This window comes from Arcticibacter sp., from assembly GCF_053551015.1.
The window spans coordinates 1-17,212 of sequence record NZ_JBMQOB010000001.1; the positions used below are offsets into that span (position 1 = coordinate 1).

Annotated in this window: 14 protein-coding genes and 1 tRNA gene; 11 read left to right on the forward strand and 4 right to left on the reverse strand. The window is 46.5% G+C overall.

Annotated elements, in window-relative coordinates:
* The coding region (locus tag ACO1NU_RS00005) for a hypothetical protein (RefSeq protein WP_448816384.1) at positions 1-208 on the forward strand (208 nt) is incomplete at its 5' end.
* A 61-nt stretch (positions 209-269) separates the two neighbouring features.
* Here ACO1NU_RS00005 and ACO1NU_RS00010 read toward each other — a convergent pair.
* Both ACO1NU_RS00010 and recR read right to left on the reverse strand, forming a co-directional pair.
* Complete coding sequence (locus ACO1NU_RS00010; RefSeq protein ID WP_448816385.1) at positions 270-1,085, reverse strand: SDR family oxidoreductase; 816 nt, start codon at positions 1,083-1,085, stop codon at positions 270-272.
* A 27-nt stretch (positions 1,086-1,112) separates the two neighbouring features.
* Positions 1,113-1,718, reverse strand: coding sequence for a recombination mediator RecR (gene recR / locus ACO1NU_RS00015; RefSeq protein ID WP_448816386.1), 606 nt, complete (start codon positions 1,716-1,718; stop codon positions 1,113-1,115).
* A gap of 74 nt (positions 1,719-1,792) precedes the next feature.
* On the opposite strand from recR, the gene ACO1NU_RS00020 reads away from it, so the two are divergent.
* From ACO1NU_RS00020 to ACO1NU_RS00035, 4 genes are all read left to right on the forward strand, one after another.
* On the forward strand, positions 1,793-2,497 hold the full coding sequence (locus ACO1NU_RS00020; protein WP_448816387.1) for an LOG family protein: 705 nt from the start codon (positions 1,793-1,795) through the stop codon (positions 2,495-2,497).
* Positions 2,498-2,706: 209 nt separating this feature from the next.
* A complete protein-coding gene (locus ACO1NU_RS00025) occupies positions 2,707-3,048 on the forward strand; it encodes an RNA recognition motif domain-containing protein (RefSeq protein ID WP_448816388.1) in 342 nt (113 codons plus the stop codon).
* Positions 3,049-3,141: 93 nt separating this feature from the next.
* Positions 3,142-4,515, forward strand: a complete 1,374-nt coding sequence (locus tag ACO1NU_RS00030; protein WP_448816389.1) for an exonuclease domain-containing protein — start codon at positions 3,142-3,144, stop codon at positions 4,513-4,515.
* Positions 4,516-4,519: 4 nt separating this feature from the next.
* The gene (locus ACO1NU_RS00035) at positions 4,520-7,009 is read left to right on the forward strand and encodes an ATP-binding response regulator (RefSeq protein WP_448816390.1); all 2,490 of its coding nucleotides are present in this window, start codon (positions 4,520-4,522) and stop codon (positions 7,007-7,009) included.
* Here ACO1NU_RS00035 and ACO1NU_RS00040 read toward each other — a convergent pair.
* Both ACO1NU_RS00040 and ACO1NU_RS00045 read right to left on the reverse strand, forming a co-directional pair.
* On the reverse strand, positions 6,997-8,328 hold the full coding sequence (locus ACO1NU_RS00040) for a sigma-54-dependent transcriptional regulator (protein ID WP_448816391.1): 1,332 nt from the start codon (positions 8,326-8,328) through the stop codon (positions 6,997-6,999). The genes ACO1NU_RS00035 and ACO1NU_RS00040 overlap by 13 nt on opposite strands.
* Before the next feature lie 132 nt (positions 8,329-8,460).
* Positions 8,461-8,913: a ferritin-like domain-containing protein gene (locus ACO1NU_RS00045; RefSeq protein WP_448816392.1), complete on the reverse strand. Its 453-nt coding sequence runs from the start codon at positions 8,911-8,913 to the stop codon at positions 8,461-8,463.
* Positions 8,914-9,008: 95 nt separating this feature from the next.
* Between ACO1NU_RS00045 and ACO1NU_RS00050 the strand changes: the two genes are divergently transcribed.
* The 6 genes from ACO1NU_RS00050 (at position 9,009) to tig (ending at position 17,122) form a co-directional block, all read left to right on the forward strand.
* Positions 9,009-12,521: a response regulator gene (locus tag ACO1NU_RS00050; RefSeq protein ID WP_448816393.1), complete on the forward strand. Its 3,513-nt coding sequence runs from the start codon at positions 9,009-9,011 to the stop codon at positions 12,519-12,521.
* Between the two features lie 2 nt (positions 12,522-12,523).
* Positions 12,524-13,351 carry a CheR family methyltransferase gene (locus ACO1NU_RS00055; protein ID WP_448816394.1) on the forward strand — a complete coding sequence of 276 codons (828 nt, stop codon included), beginning with the start codon at positions 12,524-12,526 and terminating at the stop codon, positions 13,349-13,351.
* On the forward strand, positions 13,344-13,949 hold the full coding sequence (locus tag ACO1NU_RS00060) for a chemotaxis protein CheB (protein WP_448816395.1): 606 nt from the start codon (positions 13,344-13,346) through the stop codon (positions 13,947-13,949). The genes ACO1NU_RS00055 and ACO1NU_RS00060 overlap by 8 nt, the downstream gene beginning before the upstream one ends.
* Before the next feature lie 6 nt (positions 13,950-13,955).
* Entirely contained in the window at positions 13,956-15,557 is a 1,602-nt protein-coding gene (locus ACO1NU_RS00065; protein ID WP_448816396.1) for a response regulator, read from the forward strand.
* 73 nt (positions 15,558-15,630) lie between these two features.
* Positions 15,631-15,712 (forward strand) — tRNA-Leu (locus ACO1NU_RS00070).
* Between the two features lie 63 nt (positions 15,713-15,775).
* Positions 15,776-17,122 (forward strand): trigger factor, encoded by a 1,347-nt coding sequence (gene tig / locus ACO1NU_RS00075; RefSeq protein ID WP_448816397.1) that lies wholly within the window; start codon positions 15,776-15,778, stop codon positions 17,120-17,122.
* Positions 17,123-17,212 lie beyond the last annotated feature (90 nt).

A 17,212-nucleotide genomic window follows, 5' to 3' on the forward strand; every position in this document is an offset into this window, starting at 1 on the left:
GGATATGCCTGGCAGTGTGTACTATTATAAGAGCAGGAACGGTAAGCGGGGTGTAAAGCCCAGTACCCATACTTTTAAGCTGGATGGCTCCATGGTTGAAAACCAGGTAGTAGTGGAAGAAATAAAAGATATTCTATCGCATTACCGTTTTATTTACGGTTTTTCTGTTCGCGTTTTTTTCCTTGGAGGCATGTGCACAAGCAGATAGAAATGTAACTGCTTTTAAGAATACGGAGGCATATGAGTTAGCCGATATGAATAAAGCCCCTTTACTTGATCAATGCATTTTTTTCCTTCGTGAAGAGGTCATAAACCTTTTTATCTACCCATGCAGGAATCAGCTTGTTCATCAGGACAGCAAGTTTGCCCTGGCCGGTCATGATCAGGGTGCGTTTGCGTTTGAGTACGCCGGTCACAATCGTTTGTGCTACCTCTTCGGCACTCATCATCTTGCCTTCGTCCATACTGGTTTCACCATGCTGTGCACCGTCCTTTGATAGCGCGGTATTGCGGATGTTGGAGGCGGTAAAGCCTGGAGCTGCGATCATGACATGCAGTCCGGTTTTCAGGTTTTCAACTCTCAGGGCTTCCAAAAAGCCGTTCATGGCGAACTTGGATGCTGAGTAACCGGTGCGTCCGGGTAGTCCTCTGTAGCCGGCGATGGAGGAGATGCCTACAACGGAGCCTTTTGATTTCAGCAGTTCGGGCATGGCGTACTTGGTGCAATAGACGGTTCCCCAGAAGTTGACATCCATAAGATTACGGATAACGACCAGATCAAGGTCTTTGAAGAGCGCACGCATGCTGATCCCCGCATTGTTGATCAATACATCAATACTGCCGAAGGTTAACACCGCCTGATCAATAAGATGTTTGCAGTCTTCTTCCCTGGATACGTCTGCTTGTACGGCCAGGGCTCCTACTCCATGCTGCTGTTCGATGTCGCGTGCAATTTCGCAAAGCGTTACATACTGGCGAGCACCCAATACAAGGTTAGCTCCCTGGCGGGCGAACTCTTCTGCACATGATTTTCCGATGCCGGATGAGGCTCCTGTAATGATGACGGTTTTATTTTTCAGATTCAAGGTGTTCTGCTTTTGATTGATGATCGTTTAAACTCCGTAGGGTACACGCGTGGCGATAGAGCGGGCAAGCGTAATTTCGTCTGCATACTCTATCTCTCCGCCGAAAGCGATTCCACGGGCAATGGTACTGACTTTAATGGGGAATTCCTTCAGCTTTTTATAAATATAGAAGATGGTGGTGTCGCCTTCCATGGTTGCGCTGAGTGCCAGGATTACCTCCTGTACCGATCCTTCGCGGACCCGCTCTACGAGTGATTCAATATTCAGTTGTGAGGGTCCGATACCGTCCATGGGGGATATTAGTCCGCCAAGTACGTGGTACACACCATTATATTGATTGGTATTTTCGACAGCCATTACGTCGCGTGTATCTTCGACAAGGCAGATCAGCGACTTGTCGCGCTTCGGTGCATTGCACACTTCGCAGGTGTCAGCGTCGGAGATGTTGCCGCAAATTTTGCAATACCTGATCTTTTTTTTTAACCTTAATATCGAATCACTAAAACGATTCACGTCATCCGCTTGTTGGTTGAGCAAATGAAGAACAAGCCTAAGCGCTGTTTTTTGACCTATACCGGGAAGCTTCGAAAATTCGTTGACCGCATTTTCAAGTAGGCGAGATGAGAAATTCATTTTGCAAAGTTACGGATGGAGTTGAAATATCAAGAATGCGTGTATATTTAGGTTTTTAACATGTACTAAGGAAGATGATTGGAGACGATAAAATTAGAAATGCTTTTGAAAATAAAAACTGGCAGGAAATAAAGGTTACGGACTCCTGGCAGATATTCAAGATCATGGCGGAGTTTGTGGATGGGTTTGAAAAGTTAGCGAAAATAGGTCCCTGTGTATCGATTTTCGGATCGGCCAGAACACCACAAGACAGCAAATACTATAAGTTGGCGGAAGATATTGCGAGACTGCTTACTGAAAGTGGATACGGCGTCATCTCAGGCGGCGGTCCGGGAATCATGGAAGCGGCTAATAAAGGTGCTTACGAAGCCGGCGGTAAGTCGGTAGGACTGAACATCGAGTTGCCGTTTGAGCAGTTCCATAACAAATATATTGATCGGGATAAGTTGCTTGAATTTGATTATTTCTTTGTGAGGAAAGTCATGTTCATGAAATACTCGCAAGGATACATTGTGCTGCCGGGTGGCTTCGGTACGATGGACGAACTCTTCGAAGCCATTACCCTGATTCAAACGGGCAAGATCGCGAGATTTCCGATCGTGCTGGTAGGGAAGGCTTATTGGGAGCCGCTCATGGATTGGGTGAAGAATCAGATGCTCGCGGAGAAAAATATCAGTGCGGACGATTTAAATCTCTACAGACTCGTTGATACTGCCGAAGAAGCAGCTGAGCACATCGTCAGGTTCTATGAAAAATATGTTCTCAAACCCAATTTCTAGCGAAATTATTGTAGCCTTAATGGGTTGCTATTGTGCATATTGGCACTGCTTTTCGCGTTTTCCCGTGTTTTTAAAAAAAAGTTCTTTTAACTGAAATTCTTCCTATATTGTAACAGATTTAAAACATATCTGAAGAAAGTAAAAAATCAAAAATACCCCAGCTTTTAATATAATTTACCTATACCGGTTAACTCAAATACTTAATTACGATGAAAATTTTTGTTGCTAGTCTGCCCTTCAAATTGGAAGAAAACGATATCAGGGAGACTTTTGAAGAATACGGCGAAGTATCTTCAGTAAAGCTTGTTCTGGACAAAGAAACAGGGAGAAAAAAAGGCTTTGGATTTGTGGAAATGCCTGATGATGAGCAGGCTAAAAAAGCTATTGAAGACTTGAATGGATTGGAAATCTTTGGCAGAGCGATCGCGGTTACTCAGGCGGAAGAAAAGCCAAATGGCGGACGCAGACCTGGTGGTTTTGGCGGGGACCGTGGTGGTTCATTCAGCAAAGGCGGCTACCAGAAAGGTGGACGTGATTCTGGCTCCTACTAATCATATGACTTATTAACAGTTTATGCATCAGGCATAAACTGTTAATTTTGCTCTGCTGTTCGCTAAATATGTTAGTATTTAGTATGTTTGTGTATGTATGCGATTGTGGATATTGAGACGACGGGAGGACATGCTTCGGCGAACGGCATCACAGACATTGCCATTGTAGTCTACGATGGGACGACTATTGTCAAAAGATTTCACTCGCTGGTAAACCCCGGCGTTCCCATCCCGTACTTTATACAATCGCTGACCGGCATCAGTAATGAGATGGTTCGCGAAGCTCCTGCATTTCAGGAGATCGCCAAAGAAGTGCACGACATCCTTAGTGCAAATATCTTTGTTGCTCACAACGTTAATTTCGACTATTCTTTCTTAAAATACCATCTTTCTTCTGCTGGGTATGATCTGCAGTGCAAAAAACTGTGTACAGTACGCTTAGGCAGGAAGATATTCCCTGGCCTCCCGTCATATAGTCTGGGTAAGCTATGCCACAGCCTCCAGATTCCGGCTACAAACCGTCACCGTGCAGCGGGGGATGCGGAAGCAACTGCTATTTTGTTCAGCATGTTACTGAACAATGACAGCGACGGTCACATCGGCAGTTTTCTGAACAGGCGCAGCAGTGAGCAGCAGCTTCCTCCTAATTTGAACCGGGAGGATGTGGAGAAGCTACCCAAATCTCCGGGCGTCTACTACTTTCATGACAGTAAGGGGAAGGTGATCTATGTAGGCAAGGCTGTGAACCTGAAGAAACGGGTTCTTTCGCACTTTACAGGGAATAAATTTGGCAGGCAGCGGCAGGAATTCCTCAGGAACATCTTCTCGGTATCTCACCGCGTTTGCGGAACCGAACTGATGGCGCTGATTCTGGAAGCTGCAGAGATCAAGCGTCTTTGGCCTGCAAATAATAAGGCGATGAAGCGTTTTGAGGCGACTTTCGGGCTTTATGCTTATGAGGATCAGTTGGGTTATACCCGCCTGGTGCTGGATAAGAAAAGAAGGGGATCAGCCCCGCTGTATAGCTTTAACAGCATCTCGGAGGGATATAGTTTACTTCAGAAACTGATCCGCCAGTTTGAGCTTTGTCCGCATCTCTGTTTTGTTTCCCGCAAGGGTGTTTGCATGGAGGAGCATACTGAACAGATTTGTAAGGGGGCCTGCAGGGGAGCTGAATGTGCTTCCAACTACAACCTCCGCGTCAATGAGGCGCTCCTGGAGATGAAGGCCTCTCTTCCTTCTTTTCTGCTGGTAGATAGTGGAAGAACAGGGGATGAGCTGAGTGTTATCCGGATGAATGCAGGGCGACTGGATGGAATGGGTTATGTATCGGGCGATTTAGAGCTGTCGGATACGGCGTCTATCGCGCCATTCTTGGAACTGTACCCTTCTAATGACTATATTCGAAATATCATCATGGACTATGCTTCAAAACATCCCGAACGGGTGAAGCCAGGTTTGAATTAAATGCATGAGCTACCTACGAAAAAGTTCCTTTACGAAATCGCTTAAGGGGAAGGTCATTATTACCTTTCTTTTAGGGATTGTTGCGTTATCGTTGGCCTGGGCCGTCAGCAAGGTAGCATTCAGGGAAATGCTTAGCACCGTTGAGTCTGTGTCGGCTCCCGACGAAAAATTGCTGGTGGTTAATCAGCTGTTTCGTGATATTACCAAGCTGGATCAGTTTCAGCGCAGTCAGGGTTATCAAAAGCCAGGTTCCTACAGGTCCTTTTTAAAAGAGTCGGATTCGCTGCGGGCGAAAATGGATACCTTAAAACGTTTGTACAACGGAAACAAGTTCCAGATTGAGCAGATCAATAAAATGAAGGGGCTGCTGAAGAAGCGGGACAGTCTGTTTATGACCTACCTGCAGGTGAGAGAGGGACTGGTGAACGGGAAGGCCTTTTCTTCGCAGATCAACTCCCTCACGGGGCTGATCAGTCGCAGCTCTTCTGAGATGGACAGCACCATTGTAAAGACGGAGCAGACCCATTCTACCACGACCATTCCGGTGCAGAAAGAGGAGCGTGACCGTGGGTTCTTCAATCGTCTCTTTGGTAAGAAGAAGGCCGATACGACCGCTGCCGTGGTACAGGAAGAAATTAACATCACCATAGACACACTGGCTAGGATGAACACCGATAAGGTGGTACAGGAAATGGAAAACGCGGTAAAGGCGCTGGCAAGAAGGCAAAGACAGAGAAGTGACCGCTTTATTACGCAAGAGATTGAGCTGGCGAATGCCGGTAATATTCTGATCAACCAGATGCTGGATGTTCTGCAGCAGGTGGAAAAGGATGTGATCAGGCAGGTGGAGGTCGGTAATAAGAGGGCGCAGCAGGTGGTGAACCAAAGTGCGAAAAAGCTGGAGATGATTATGCTGGTGTTCCTGTTTGTCACGGCGGTTTTCGCCTATCTGATCCTGAGCGATATCGGGAAGAGCAATCGCTACAGGCAGGAGCTGGAGTTGGCGAGGGATGAAGCTGAATATCATGGACAGGCTAAGCAGCGTTTCCTGTCGAGCATGAGCCACGAGATCAGAACGCCGCTGCAATCGATCATTGGTTTTGCGGAGCAATTGCAGGATCAGGAGAAAGTGGACCGGAAAAATCTAAGGGCAATTTATAATTCTGCTATCCATCTACTGCATATCGTTAATGAGGTGTTGGATTACAGTAGGATCGTTTCGGGAAAGTTCCGCTTTCACCGAAGTGTGTTTAATATTCATGAGGTGATGGATGAAGTCGTGACGATCATGACTCCGCAGGCCGAGCGTAAAGGGCTTTCTATCCGGATGGCTCATGATGGTGACGATTCCAATCAACTGATCGGTGATCCGTTCCGGTTGAAGCAGATCTTGCTTAACCTTGTTGGAAATGCCGTTAAGTTTACCAGTGAAGGTGAAATCGGGTTGAGGGTGAGCAACAGGATCGTCAGAAGAAAAGCGTATCTCACTATTGAGGTGACGGATACAGGGATGGGGATAGCAGAGAGCGATATCAAACGTATCTTCACAGAGTTTGAGCAGGCGGGCAATTATGTGCCCACCAATGAGAACGGCACCGGTCTGGGCTTGAGCATTGTGAAAACGCTTGTTGAAGGCCAGGGTGGAACAATCGACGTAAAGAGTGTAGTTGGGGAAGGTACCACCTTTACGCTGAATCTCCGATATACGGTACCAAAGAACAACAGAAAGCTTGTGGAGCAGCAGGCGGAAGCGGGAAAAGAGTTTACCGGACTCGTTTGGCTGGTTGATGATGATCCATTCATTCTGCAGCTGTGCTGTAACCTGCTCGAGAAGTATCATATCCGGTACAAGGCTTTTAGTCTACCCTCACAACTGCTTGAGGAGCCTATAGCTAAGGATCTTTCTCTTATCCTGATGGATATCCGTATGCCGCAGATGAGCGGTACGGAGCTTTGCCGGAAAATGCGTGAAAGGCTTTCTGAAAGAGTAAAGATTGTGGCTCTGACGGCACAGGCACTTCCGGAGGAAAGAGCTTCGATATTGGAACAGGGCTTTGATGCCTTGCTGATGAAGCCTTTCCGGGAGACGGACCTTGTGGGTCTATTAAGGGGGCAGCTTTCTACGGACATCAAGGTTACAGAGCAGCCGGTGCAGTCGCAGGACGTGCTTGATCTCTCAATGATTGAGAAGATGGCATTTGGGGATGAAGCGATGGTCAGGCAAATTCTGGAGCGCTTTTGCGAAGATAGTCGCAATGATGCCGCTGTGGTGGTAGAGGCCTTGAAGGCAGAAGACAGGGAGGAACTTACGCTCCTTCTGCACCGTTTGGCAGGGCGAACCTCGCAGCTTGGAGCCAGGGCTCTGGGCAACCGCTTCCGTGCCGAAGAACTGAACCTGCATAAGGGGGCGCCGATAGACGAGGAGATGTCTAAGCGGGTCCATAAGCTGATGGAAGAACTGGAAATGCTCACCAACGAGGTTTACTCGATCTGATACTTCTCCATTTTGTTATAAAGCGTCGTTCTGTCGATGTTGAGAAGTCTGGCTGCCTGCGTTTTATTGTAACGCACCTTTCTTAGGGTTTCTTTAATCAACTCTTTTTCATTCGCTTCATTGAGTGCTTTCAGGTCGGTGCCGGAAGGCTTTGGAACCTGATTCAGCGAGGCAATCATCTCGTCTGGAAGTGATTCGATACCCGCTTCCTCTCCTCTGGTCAGCAGGACCATTCTCTTGATTACGTTTTTCAACTCACGCAGGTTTCCGGGCCAGTCGTACGTCTGGAAGATATTGCTTACTTCTGGAGAGAGTGTTTTTACATTCCGGTCGAGCTCAGCGTTAGCCAGATTAATAAAGTGATAGAGGAAAACCTGAAGGTCGCTCTCGCGATTGCGGAGTGCAGGAACATGAATCTTGAACTCATTCAGGCGGTGATAAAGGTCTTCCCTGAACTCGCCGCGGGCGACGCTGTTCAGCAGGTCATCATTGGTTGCAGCGATAATGCGTACATCCACCTTCACCTGTTTGTTGCTTCCTATAGGCTGTATAACGCGCTCCTGAATGGCTCTTAATAGTTGAATCTGAACCTCATAGCTCAGGTTTCCGATCTCATCAAGAAAGAGGGTACCTCCATCGGCAGCTTCGAACTGTCCTTTTTTGTCGAGCAGGGCACCTGTAAAAGCACCTTTGATGTGACCGAAAAGTTCGCTGGCAGAAAGTTCTCTGGATAGGGAACCGCAGTCTATGGCCACGAATGGCTGGTCTGCCCGCTTGCTCGCTTTGTGGATGGAGTTTGCTACGTATTCTTTTCCTGTACCGCTTTCGCCCTGGATAATGACGGACATGTCGGTAGGCCCCACAAGTTCAATATAGTTTTGCAGCTTGCGTGACTCAGGACTGTTTCCCTGTATGAAATTTGAAGATTGTACTTTCTTTTGTGTTGCCGGGGCCGTTTGTTTGCGGTTCAGAGCCTCATTGAGGATCATTTCAAGCTCATCCGGGTTGACCGGCTTCGTAATAAAGTCGTATGCGCCGGAGCGTATAGCCCGTACAGCAGTTCTCACATCATGGAAGCTGGTCATGATGACAGATGGTATATTGGAGTTCTTTTCTCTGGCAGCGGTCATGACCTCCAGTCCGTTCCCATCAGGGAGTCGATAATCCAGGAGAAGAAGGTCGAATGTGCTTTGTTCCAGTGATTTCAAGCCTGTTTTGAGCGTATGGCTGACCTGGACGTTATGGCCCTTTTTTTTCAAAAAGTTTTCGAGAATAAGAGAGAATGTAGTATCGTCCTCCACTAATAAGATGTTTGCCATAATGTGAACGCAGATTGATATGCTGTTTGACAAAAATAACAAAAGTGGGGGTTCCTGCTATGGAATTGTTAATAAAAGGGCACCGATTGCTACAATTTGTGCCCTTTTACGTGTAAAGAAATTCAGAAAGCCTTAGGAAGCGTACTGCGTTTTCAGTGCTTCGATGTTTTTCAGGCAGTCTGCTACGCCGTTACGCTGCACGGAAAGAATTTCGATTATTTCCGGACTGATACCTGGATCCTGCAGTTCTTTGTCATAGGCTTCGAGGGCAGATTCCTCGCCGGTGACACAGGCATTCAGGATTGCTTTATCGTCGTTTTTGGTAAACGCGGTTTTGATATCCATCCAGACTCTGTGTAGCGCACCTACAGGTCCCCCTGTATCATTATCAGGATCCCCACCTAATTGGTGAATCGCCTTCTTTAGCTGCATTTCATATTCTGCACGTTGGATGGAGTACATGGAGAAGAGCGTCTTTAGCTCTGCGGAATCAGCGTCTTCAGCAGCCGTTTTATAGCCCTCTTTGCCGTCGTTACAAATAGAGAGCAGATGCTTGAGGTTTCCTATTGATTTTTCGTTTTCCATTGTTTGAGTATGTTTATTGAATAACAGCAGCCTGCAGAAAGAGTTTTTCCGTTTGACCTATGAAATCTTATCTTTATTGTGTGATTTCTTAGCTCATGTTTAAAAAGCTTTCTTTTCAGCAGCAGGTTCTTTCGGGGTTTATGTTTACCCTGGTATTCCTTTTTTCAGTAGCGGTGGTGTCTTACATCAGCATGGAGGATCAGAAAGAGGATGCGAAATGGCTCCGGCATAGCGGGCGTGTCTTCCAGACTAACGAATTGATCCTGACGCATATTACAACTGCAGAAAGCAGTCAGCGTGGTTTTGTATTGACCGGACTTTCCAGTCTGCTTGATCAATACAAGCGGAGCAACCTGCTTATTCTTCCGTCCATCCAACAGCTCCGGAATATTGTAGCTGATAATCCGGAGCAGCTGCATAATGTCGACTCGCTGAACTATTATGCCTCCCTCAAAATAGAAGACATGAGTATCATCGTTAAGGCGTATGAGAGCGGGGCAGATTTGAGGAGCAAGGTGATGTTGCAGCGTTTTCACCTCGCCAAGTGGCATATGGATGAAGTCAGGAAGTATACGGGCAAGATCATGTCTATAGAAGACCGGCTGCAGCAGGAACGGGAGGAAGCAACGGCGAGAAGTACGCGGCGAACTGTCGGGATCGTGTTGGGGGGATGTTTTGTAGTGCTCGTGCTGCTACTGGTTTTATTCAGGTACATTAAAACGACTTTTAAAAGGCAGAAGCAGATAGAGGAGCATGTGCGTGATGCCAATATAAAACTCAATAGGATTGCGGAGGAAAATAATAGAAAAAACTGGGTCCTTTCAGGTGCAGAGCGAATTGAAATTGCCATGCGCGGCATGCAAAAGGTGGAGGAGCTCGCTCAGAACGTAATCGTCGGCTTAGCTGAGTACAGTGGGGCTCAGATAGGATCTTTTTATCTTTTGCAAGGCGATGTCCTATCCCTGCAGGGCGCATATGCCTATCCAAAGGACAGGGATGTCTGCCGGATAGGTGAAGGCTTGCCTGGAGAGGTTGGACGTTCGAAGACGGAACTTGTTCTTCATGATATTGAGGAAGATCAGTTGGTAATTCGTGCCGGGATAGGTACAATGAAGCTACGCTCGCTGGTCATAGAGCCCGTGTTGTTTGAGGACGAACTTATAGGAGTCATTGAAGTCGGTTTTGGCGAGGCGATCAGCGATCAAAAACTCGAATTCATCCGTCAGGTTGTGGATTCAATAGGGGTGGCGATGAACACTGCGCGCTCGCGTGGTGAGCTGCGGGTTCTTTACGAGAAGACATCCCATCAGTCGGAGCAATTGGCTCTGCAGACAAAGGAGCTTATTTCTGCAAATGATGAACTTACCAGGAAGACGCAGCAACTTCAGGTGTCGGAAGAAGAGCTTCGTGTTCAGCAGGAGGAGCTGAGGCAGACGAATGCAGAACTGGAAGAGAAGGCGGAGCTGCTGAAGGAAAGGAATTATGCTGTGGAGCTTGCCAATGAAGCCATCAAGGTTAAGGCAAAGGAGCTGGAGGAAAGCAGCAGGTACAAATCGGAATTTTTGGCTAATATGAGCCATGAGCTGCGAACCCCTTTGAACAGTATCCTCATTCTGGCAAAGATTTTAAGCGAAGATAAACATCAGACATTGAGTGCTGACCAGATCCGTTATGCAAGTGTTATTTATAATGCGGGTACCGACCTGCTGAATCTGATTAACGATATTCTTGATCTTTCCAAGATCGAATCAGGCAAGCTGGATATACAATGGGAAAATGTAAGGGCGGCGGAACTGAAATATGATCTCGAGACCTTATTCAGTCAGGTGGCGAATTCAAAGAAGATTGACTTCAGTTTCGATATCAATAGTGATGTGCCCGAAGGTTTCGTCTCTGATAAACAGCGGGTGGAGCAAATTCTGAAAAATCTGCTTTCTAATGCTTTTAAATTCACCCCCGAGAACGGGAAGGTGGGTGTAAATGTATCGCTGGAGCCGGCAGCTCCGCATTTTAACAACGAAACCTTGCAGGCAGATGAACTTGGGGTGATAAGGTTTGATGTGCGCGATACCGGGATTGGGATGACCACGGAACAGCAGAAGATTGTATTTGAGGCATTTCAGCAGGCGGATGGTTCCATCAGCAGAAAACATGGGGGTACGGGCCTGGGTCTTTCGATATCCAGGGAGCTCAGTCATTTGCTGGGCGGCGAGATTCACCTGGAGAGTGAGCTCAATCAGGGCAGTACGTTTACGCTGTTCTTACCGGCCTCAGCCAAAGCTCATCTTACGGAATCTGCTTCATCAGATGCTGAAACGGTCCCAGAGAAGGTTTCGTTGGCTGCAGAGAAGAATCAGTTGGTACATGCAGGCGTTGGAGGTTTGGCTGCGGCTAAGCCTGCGCAAGCGGGTGTCACACCTAAGCTTTTGATTATTGAAGATGATATCTCCTTTTCTGAGATACTGAAAGACTATGCGCTTGAGCGTGGATTTGAGCCGGTAGTTGCCTATAGTGGGATCAGCGGTCTCCATTTAGCTCAGCAGCATTTACCGGAGGCGATTGTGCTGGATATCATGCTTCCGGGGATGGACGGCTGGTCTGTACTGAAAGCATTAAAGAACGACAGTGCCACCCGTGATATTCCTGTACATCTGATGTCGGCTCGTGATGAATCAGAATTGAGGGCGAAACAGGAAGGCGCTTTGGGATTCCTCAGGAAGCCTATTGCAAAAGATCAGCTGGATGAGGCGTTTGACGTGCTGCTGAACAGCAGCGGTCAGCGGAAGCTCAAGCGTGTGTTGCTGGTTGAGGACGTGAAGGTGCAGAGCGATGCGCTGACAGAGGTCCTGGTGGCGAAAAATATAGAAGTAAAACAGGCATTTAACGGGCAGGAGGCGCTCGATATCCTGGCAGAGGATGGCGAGTTCGACTGCCTGATTCTGGACCTGCACCTGCCTGATATGTCGGGCATCCATCTTTTGGAAAAGATCAAGGCTGATGAGAGGATGGCAGATCTTCCTGTAGTCATCAACACAGCTATGGAGCTGGATGAACAGACGGTAAGCACAGTGATGAAACATACCAACGCGATGGTGCTGAAGAGCTCTAAATCGAACGACAGGATACTGGACGAAGTCAACCTCTTTATGCACAAGATCAGGACCAGTGGGAAAGAGGCGCTATCGATACCCTTAACGGGCGGTCGCCTGAAGGATACTTCGACGCTTGAGAGAACGCTTAAAGGGAAGCACGTTTTGATTGTTGACGACGATATGCGCAATATTTTCGCGCTCTCAACAGCGATCCAGGCCTATGAAATGAACGTGGAAATTGCATCGAACGGCTTAGAAGCCTTGAAGAAGCTGGAAGAGTTTCCGGAAATGGATATTGTATTGATGGATATCATGATGCCGCAAATGGACGGCTATGAAGCGATGCAGGAGATCAGAAAGAAACGAGAGTTTCAAAGGCTTCCGATTATAGCACTGACCGCAAAGGCCATGAAGAACGACCGCGAGCGGTGTATAGAGGCCGGCGCAAGTGATTATATTTCCAAGCCCGTGGAGGTTGACAAACTTTTGTCTATGATGCGTGTTTGGCTAAGTTAACGATGTCAACTTCAGCCGAACGGATTTCTTATAATGAACTAGAGGAGCTCATTATTTGGATTAACCATATTCATGGTTTTGACTTTAGGGGCTATTCGCGGGCGTCGTTAAAGCGCAGGGTGACCCGGATCATGGATATGTATGGCTTGCAGCTCTTTGACCTGAAGGGAATATTGGTGAATGATCATAGCTTTTTTGAAGAGTTCATCGTTCAGATCACTGTCAACGTGACCGAGATGTTCCGCGATCCTTCATTCTTCCGGTCGGTGAAGGAGAAGGTTGTTCCGTACCTGAGCTCGTTTCCGAGAGTGAAAGTCTGGAATGCCGGTTGTTCGACCGGAGAGGAGTCGTACTCTTTTGCTATATTGCTGAAGCAGGAGGGACTGCTTGACCGATCGTTCTTATATGGCACAGATATCAACCCGAGAGTGCTTGAGGTGGCAAAAACAGGTGTTTATTCGCTGTCGAATATGAAACAGTATTCCGAAAATTATCTGCTTACAGGCTATCCGGGTTCTATGTCGGACTATTACACGGCGCAGTATGATGCGGCAGCCATCCATCATGAATTAAAGAAGAATACCCTGTTTTCGGTACACAATCTGGTTTCTGATGAAGTGTTTAATGAGTTCCAGGTGATATCCTGCCGCAATGTGCTTATCTATTTCAATAGCGACCTGCAAAGGAGAGTGCTGCAGTTGTTTTACGATAGTTTGTGTTCCTTCGGCTTCCTCTGTTTGGGTGCAAAGGAATCGTTGCGGTCATTTGACTCCGCGGGTAAGTTCAGGATAGTAGATAAATCAGAAAATATATATCAGAAAATTGGCTAGCTGGGATCAAACGGTACTGCAGAAGGCAAAGAACGCAAAAATTCTGCTGCTTGGCGGTTCCGCGGGCAGCTTCAAGCTGATCTTTAGTTTGATTGAGCGACTCCCACGGGATTTTCCCATGCCGGTGATCGTGGTGATTCACAGAAGCCGGAAGTTCAAGTCGGACGTGGAAACCTTGCTGAACAGCAGATCTCAGGTTGCGGTTTGTCTGGCGAGCGATAAGCTGAAGATAGAGAAAGGGCATGTGTATTTTGCGCCACCGGATTACCATTTGTTGCTCGAGCCGGATGGGACCTTAACCCTCGACTACTCAGAACCCGTATATCACTCGAGGCCCTCAATTGATACTACATTCCTCAGCGTGGCAGATGTTTATCAGGACCAGGTTATTGCTGTGTTATTATCTGGTGCTAATGCTGACGGTGCGGAGGGACTTTGCTATATTCACACAAAGAACGGGTTAGCCGTTGTGCAGGACCCCACAGGGGCTGAAGTTAAAACAATGCCTGAATCGGCAATATCAAGGTGTAAAGATGCCCTCATATTGTCAGATGAAAGTATATTTGCTTTTATAAAGAGTATTACAAACGAACAGTAAATTAAAATGGATCGTCTCAAGCTTTTAATCGTTGATGATAAGCAGGAAAATATTGTTGCCCTGGAAGCACTTCTTGATCGCAATGATATTGAAATTGTCAGCACTACCTCTCCCAATGAAGCGCTTAAGATCTGTTGGGAGCAGGACATATCCATCGCTCTCGTCGACGTTCAGATGCCCGAGATGGATGGGTTTGAACTTGTAGAGATCCTAAAGGGAAATCCGCGTACCAAGGAAATCCTGGTGATTTTCGTAACCGCGATCTCCATGGAAGTGAAATATGCCGTGAGAGGACTGTCGGTAGGAGCAGTAGATTATCTGTTTAAACCACTCGATCCTTACGTAACCTCTGCCAAGGTAGATTCATTTGTGCAGCTTGTGAGTTCGCAACGGGCGATCAAGCAAAAGAACGAAGAGCTGAGGAAATATCAGCAGGAGCTGATTGCCGCCAAGGAAGAGGCAGAGCAAGGCAGAAAGGTGAAAGAGACTTTTCTGGCGAACATGAGTCACGAGATCAGGACTCCTATAAACGGCATGCAGGGCATTGTGCATCTTCTTGAGAATACTCAGCTGGATGCCGAGCAGGCCAAGATGGTTAATTTGCTGAAGATCTCTACCGATTCGCTGCTGGGTGTGATCAATGACGTGCTGGATATATCGAAAATAGAATCGGGTAAGTTCAGGATCGTACGCACGGAAGGAAGTATCCGGAATCTGGTGAACTCCGTCGCCGGTTTGCTGCAGTTCAGGGCTCAGGAGCGGGGGATCAAACTGGTTGTCGATATCGATCAAGCGGTGCCATCTGTGGTGCTCGTGGATGGGTTAAGGCTGAACCAGATCTTGTTGAACCTGGTCGGCAATGCTATTAAGTTTACTGAAAAAGGCTCGGTAACGCTTCGTGTGAGGGTATCTAAAGCTCAGGGACACCTGGCAGAGATCCAGTTTGTGGTACAGGATACCGGAATTGGTATTGAAAGGGATCGTTTTGATAGAATCTTTGAGACGTTTGAACAAGCAACGAGCGACACGGCGCATCAGTATGGCGGGACGGGATTGGGGCTGGCCATTGTGAAGAAGCTAGCGGAGTTGAAGGGTGGTGAGATCACGCTGGAAAGTGAGTCGGGCAAGGGTACCACTTTTACTTTTACCAATTGGTATCAGGTGGTGGGTGCGCCCGTAGAGAAACCGGTGGAAAGTATCGGAGAGCTGCCGTCTTTGCGGGGTACGAGAATACTTGTTGCAGAAGATAATACTATCAATCAGTTTATGATAAGGAAGGTCCTCCAACGCTGGGATGTTGAGGTAGATATTGTGGAGAACGGTGCTCAGGCGTTTGAAAAGCTGCAGAATGACCATTATGACCTGGTCTTAATGGATACGAATATGCCTGTGATGGGAGGGTATGAGGCTATAGAGAAGATCAGGAAGGAGTTGCCGGAAGAGATGAGGTCTGTGCCTGTTATTACCTTGTCGGCCGCGGTGCTGGATGAAGATCAGAAAAAAGCGATGGAAGTGGGTGCGAATGATGTGGTAGCTAAGCCATTCGATCTGAGTGTATTACATCATAAAATCACAAAGTGGGCGAAATATGGAGATAAAAAAGTTTGAATTTCTTTCAGATAAGTTTGGAATATTGAAAATAAAAGCTACTTTTGCATTCCAAATTTAATGAAACCCAAGCGCGGAAGTGGCGTAATTGGTAGCCGCACCAGACTTAGGATCTGGCGCTGAGAGGCGTGGGGGTTCGAGTCCCTTCTTCCGCACATGATTCCCCCCGCTAAAACGGGGGGAATTTTTGTATAATACTAACGGTAAATAATTAGAACATGAATATCACACAAGAGAAAATTGATAGCCTGAACTCCTTAGTTAATGTGAGCATTAAACCTGAAGACTATCTTGAACGTGTAGAAAAAGCTATAAAGACTCAGGCGAAAAAGGCTAAGCTTCCTGGATTCAGAGCTGGAATGGTTCCGCCGTCTCATATCAAAAAGATGTACGGTAAGAGCATCCTTGTTGAGGAGGTTAATTCTCTTTTAAGTGATTCTATCAATAAATACATAGCAGACAACAAAATCGATATTCTTGGTCAGCCTCTTCCAAAAGTGGATGATGCAAAAGAATATAACTGGGATTATACAGATGAGTTCGAGTTCAAATATGAGCTAGGTCTTGCTCCTGAATTTAATCTTGATTTTTCTGACAAGGATTCTATTCCTTACTACCAGATCAAAATTGACAGTGAAACACTGGAGTCGAGAATCAAAAACCTTAGAAAAAGCTATGGCAAAATGACAAACCCTGAAGTTTCGTCAGAAGAAGACGTTCTTTTTGCTGAGTTGGTACAACTTTCTCCTGATGGCTCTGTTTTTGAAGGAGGCATCACCAGTACAGGTTCTGTAAGACTTGACCTGATCAAAGATGAGGAGATTAAAAAATCACTCGTTGGTTTGAAAAAAGGTGATGTTGCAGAATTTGACATCCAGAAGGCTTTCGAAAATGACGCTTTCCAGGTATCTAAGGTTTTGAACATCTCTGAAGAGGATGCAAAGGAGCTGGCTTCTAAATTCCAGTTAACTGTTAAGAACGTTAACCGTTTAGAGGAGTCTGATCTGAACCAGGAGTTCTTTGATAAATTATTCGGTCCCGAAGTAGTTACTACAGAGGAGCAGTTCCGTGAGAAAATCACTGCTGAACTAGAGTCTATGATGGTTCAGAACGCTGAGCAGAAGCTGCAGAACGAGATCGTTAAATACGGTGTTGGTAAATATGAGATGGCTTTGCCTGACGAGTTTCTGAAACGTTGGTTAAGAGCAACTAATCAGAACCTGACTGAGGAAGATCTTCAGAACGGATATGAGGATTTTGCGAACAACCTGAGATGGACGCTTGTTGAAAACAAAATCATCAAAGAAAACAGCATTGAGCTGAAATATGAGGATGTATTCCAGACTGCAAAAAGCAGACTTGATGCTCAGTTCAAAATGTACAGCCCGCAGCCTATTCCAGAAGAGCAACTGGCAGAGTACACCGTGCAGTTCTTACAGAACAAAGAAAACGCGAATAAAATCTTCGAAGAAGTAAAAGCGCAGAAAGTGTTTGATTACCTGAAAAGTGTTATTACATTAGATCGTCAGGAGATCGAATACAACAAGTTTCTTGAATTGAATTAAGAGTTATGGTATAGTAGTAATTATGCTAATAATTCGGATTCGTTCAAACTATTATTAGCATAATTACTTTATTAATATATCAGACTATAA

Bases quoted from the DNA above. Each gene is read 5' to 3' on its own strand.
- ACO1NU_RS00025 (WP_448816388.1), top strand. From the start codon at position 2,707: ATGAAAATTTTTGTTGCTAGTCTGCCCTTCAAATTGGAAGAAAACGAT.
- recR (WP_448816386.1), bottom strand. From the start codon at position 1,718: ATGAATTTCTCATCTCGCCTACTTGAAAATGCGGTCAACGAATTTTCG.
- ACO1NU_RS00020 (WP_448816387.1), top strand. From the start codon at position 1,793: ATGATTGGAGACGATAAAATTAGAAATGCTTTTGAAAATAAAAACTGG.
- ACO1NU_RS00035 (WP_448816390.1), top strand. From the start codon at position 4,520: ATGAGCTACCTACGAAAAAGTTCCTTTACGAAATCGCTTAAGGGGAAG.
- ACO1NU_RS00030 (WP_448816389.1), top strand. From the start codon at position 3,142: ATGTATGCGATTGTGGATATTGAGACGACGGGAGGACATGCTTCGGCG.
- tig (WP_448816397.1), top strand. From the start codon at position 15,776: ATGAATATCACACAAGAGAAAATTGATAGCCTGAACTCCTTAGTTAAT.
- ACO1NU_RS00065 (WP_448816396.1), top strand. From the start codon at position 13,956: ATGGATCGTCTCAAGCTTTTAATCGTTGATGATAAGCAGGAAAATATT.
- ACO1NU_RS00045 (WP_448816392.1), bottom strand. From the start codon at position 8,913: ATGGAAAACGAAAAATCAATAGGAAACCTCAAGCATCTGCTCTCTATT.
- ACO1NU_RS00050 (WP_448816393.1), top strand. From the start codon at position 9,009: ATGTTTAAAAAGCTTTCTTTTCAGCAGCAGGTTCTTTCGGGGTTTATG.
- ACO1NU_RS00055 (WP_448816394.1), top strand. From the start codon at position 12,524: ATGTCAACTTCAGCCGAACGGATTTCTTATAATGAACTAGAGGAGCTC.
- ACO1NU_RS00040 (WP_448816391.1), bottom strand. From the start codon at position 8,328: ATGGCAAACATCTTATTAGTGGAGGACGATACTACATTCTCTCTTATT.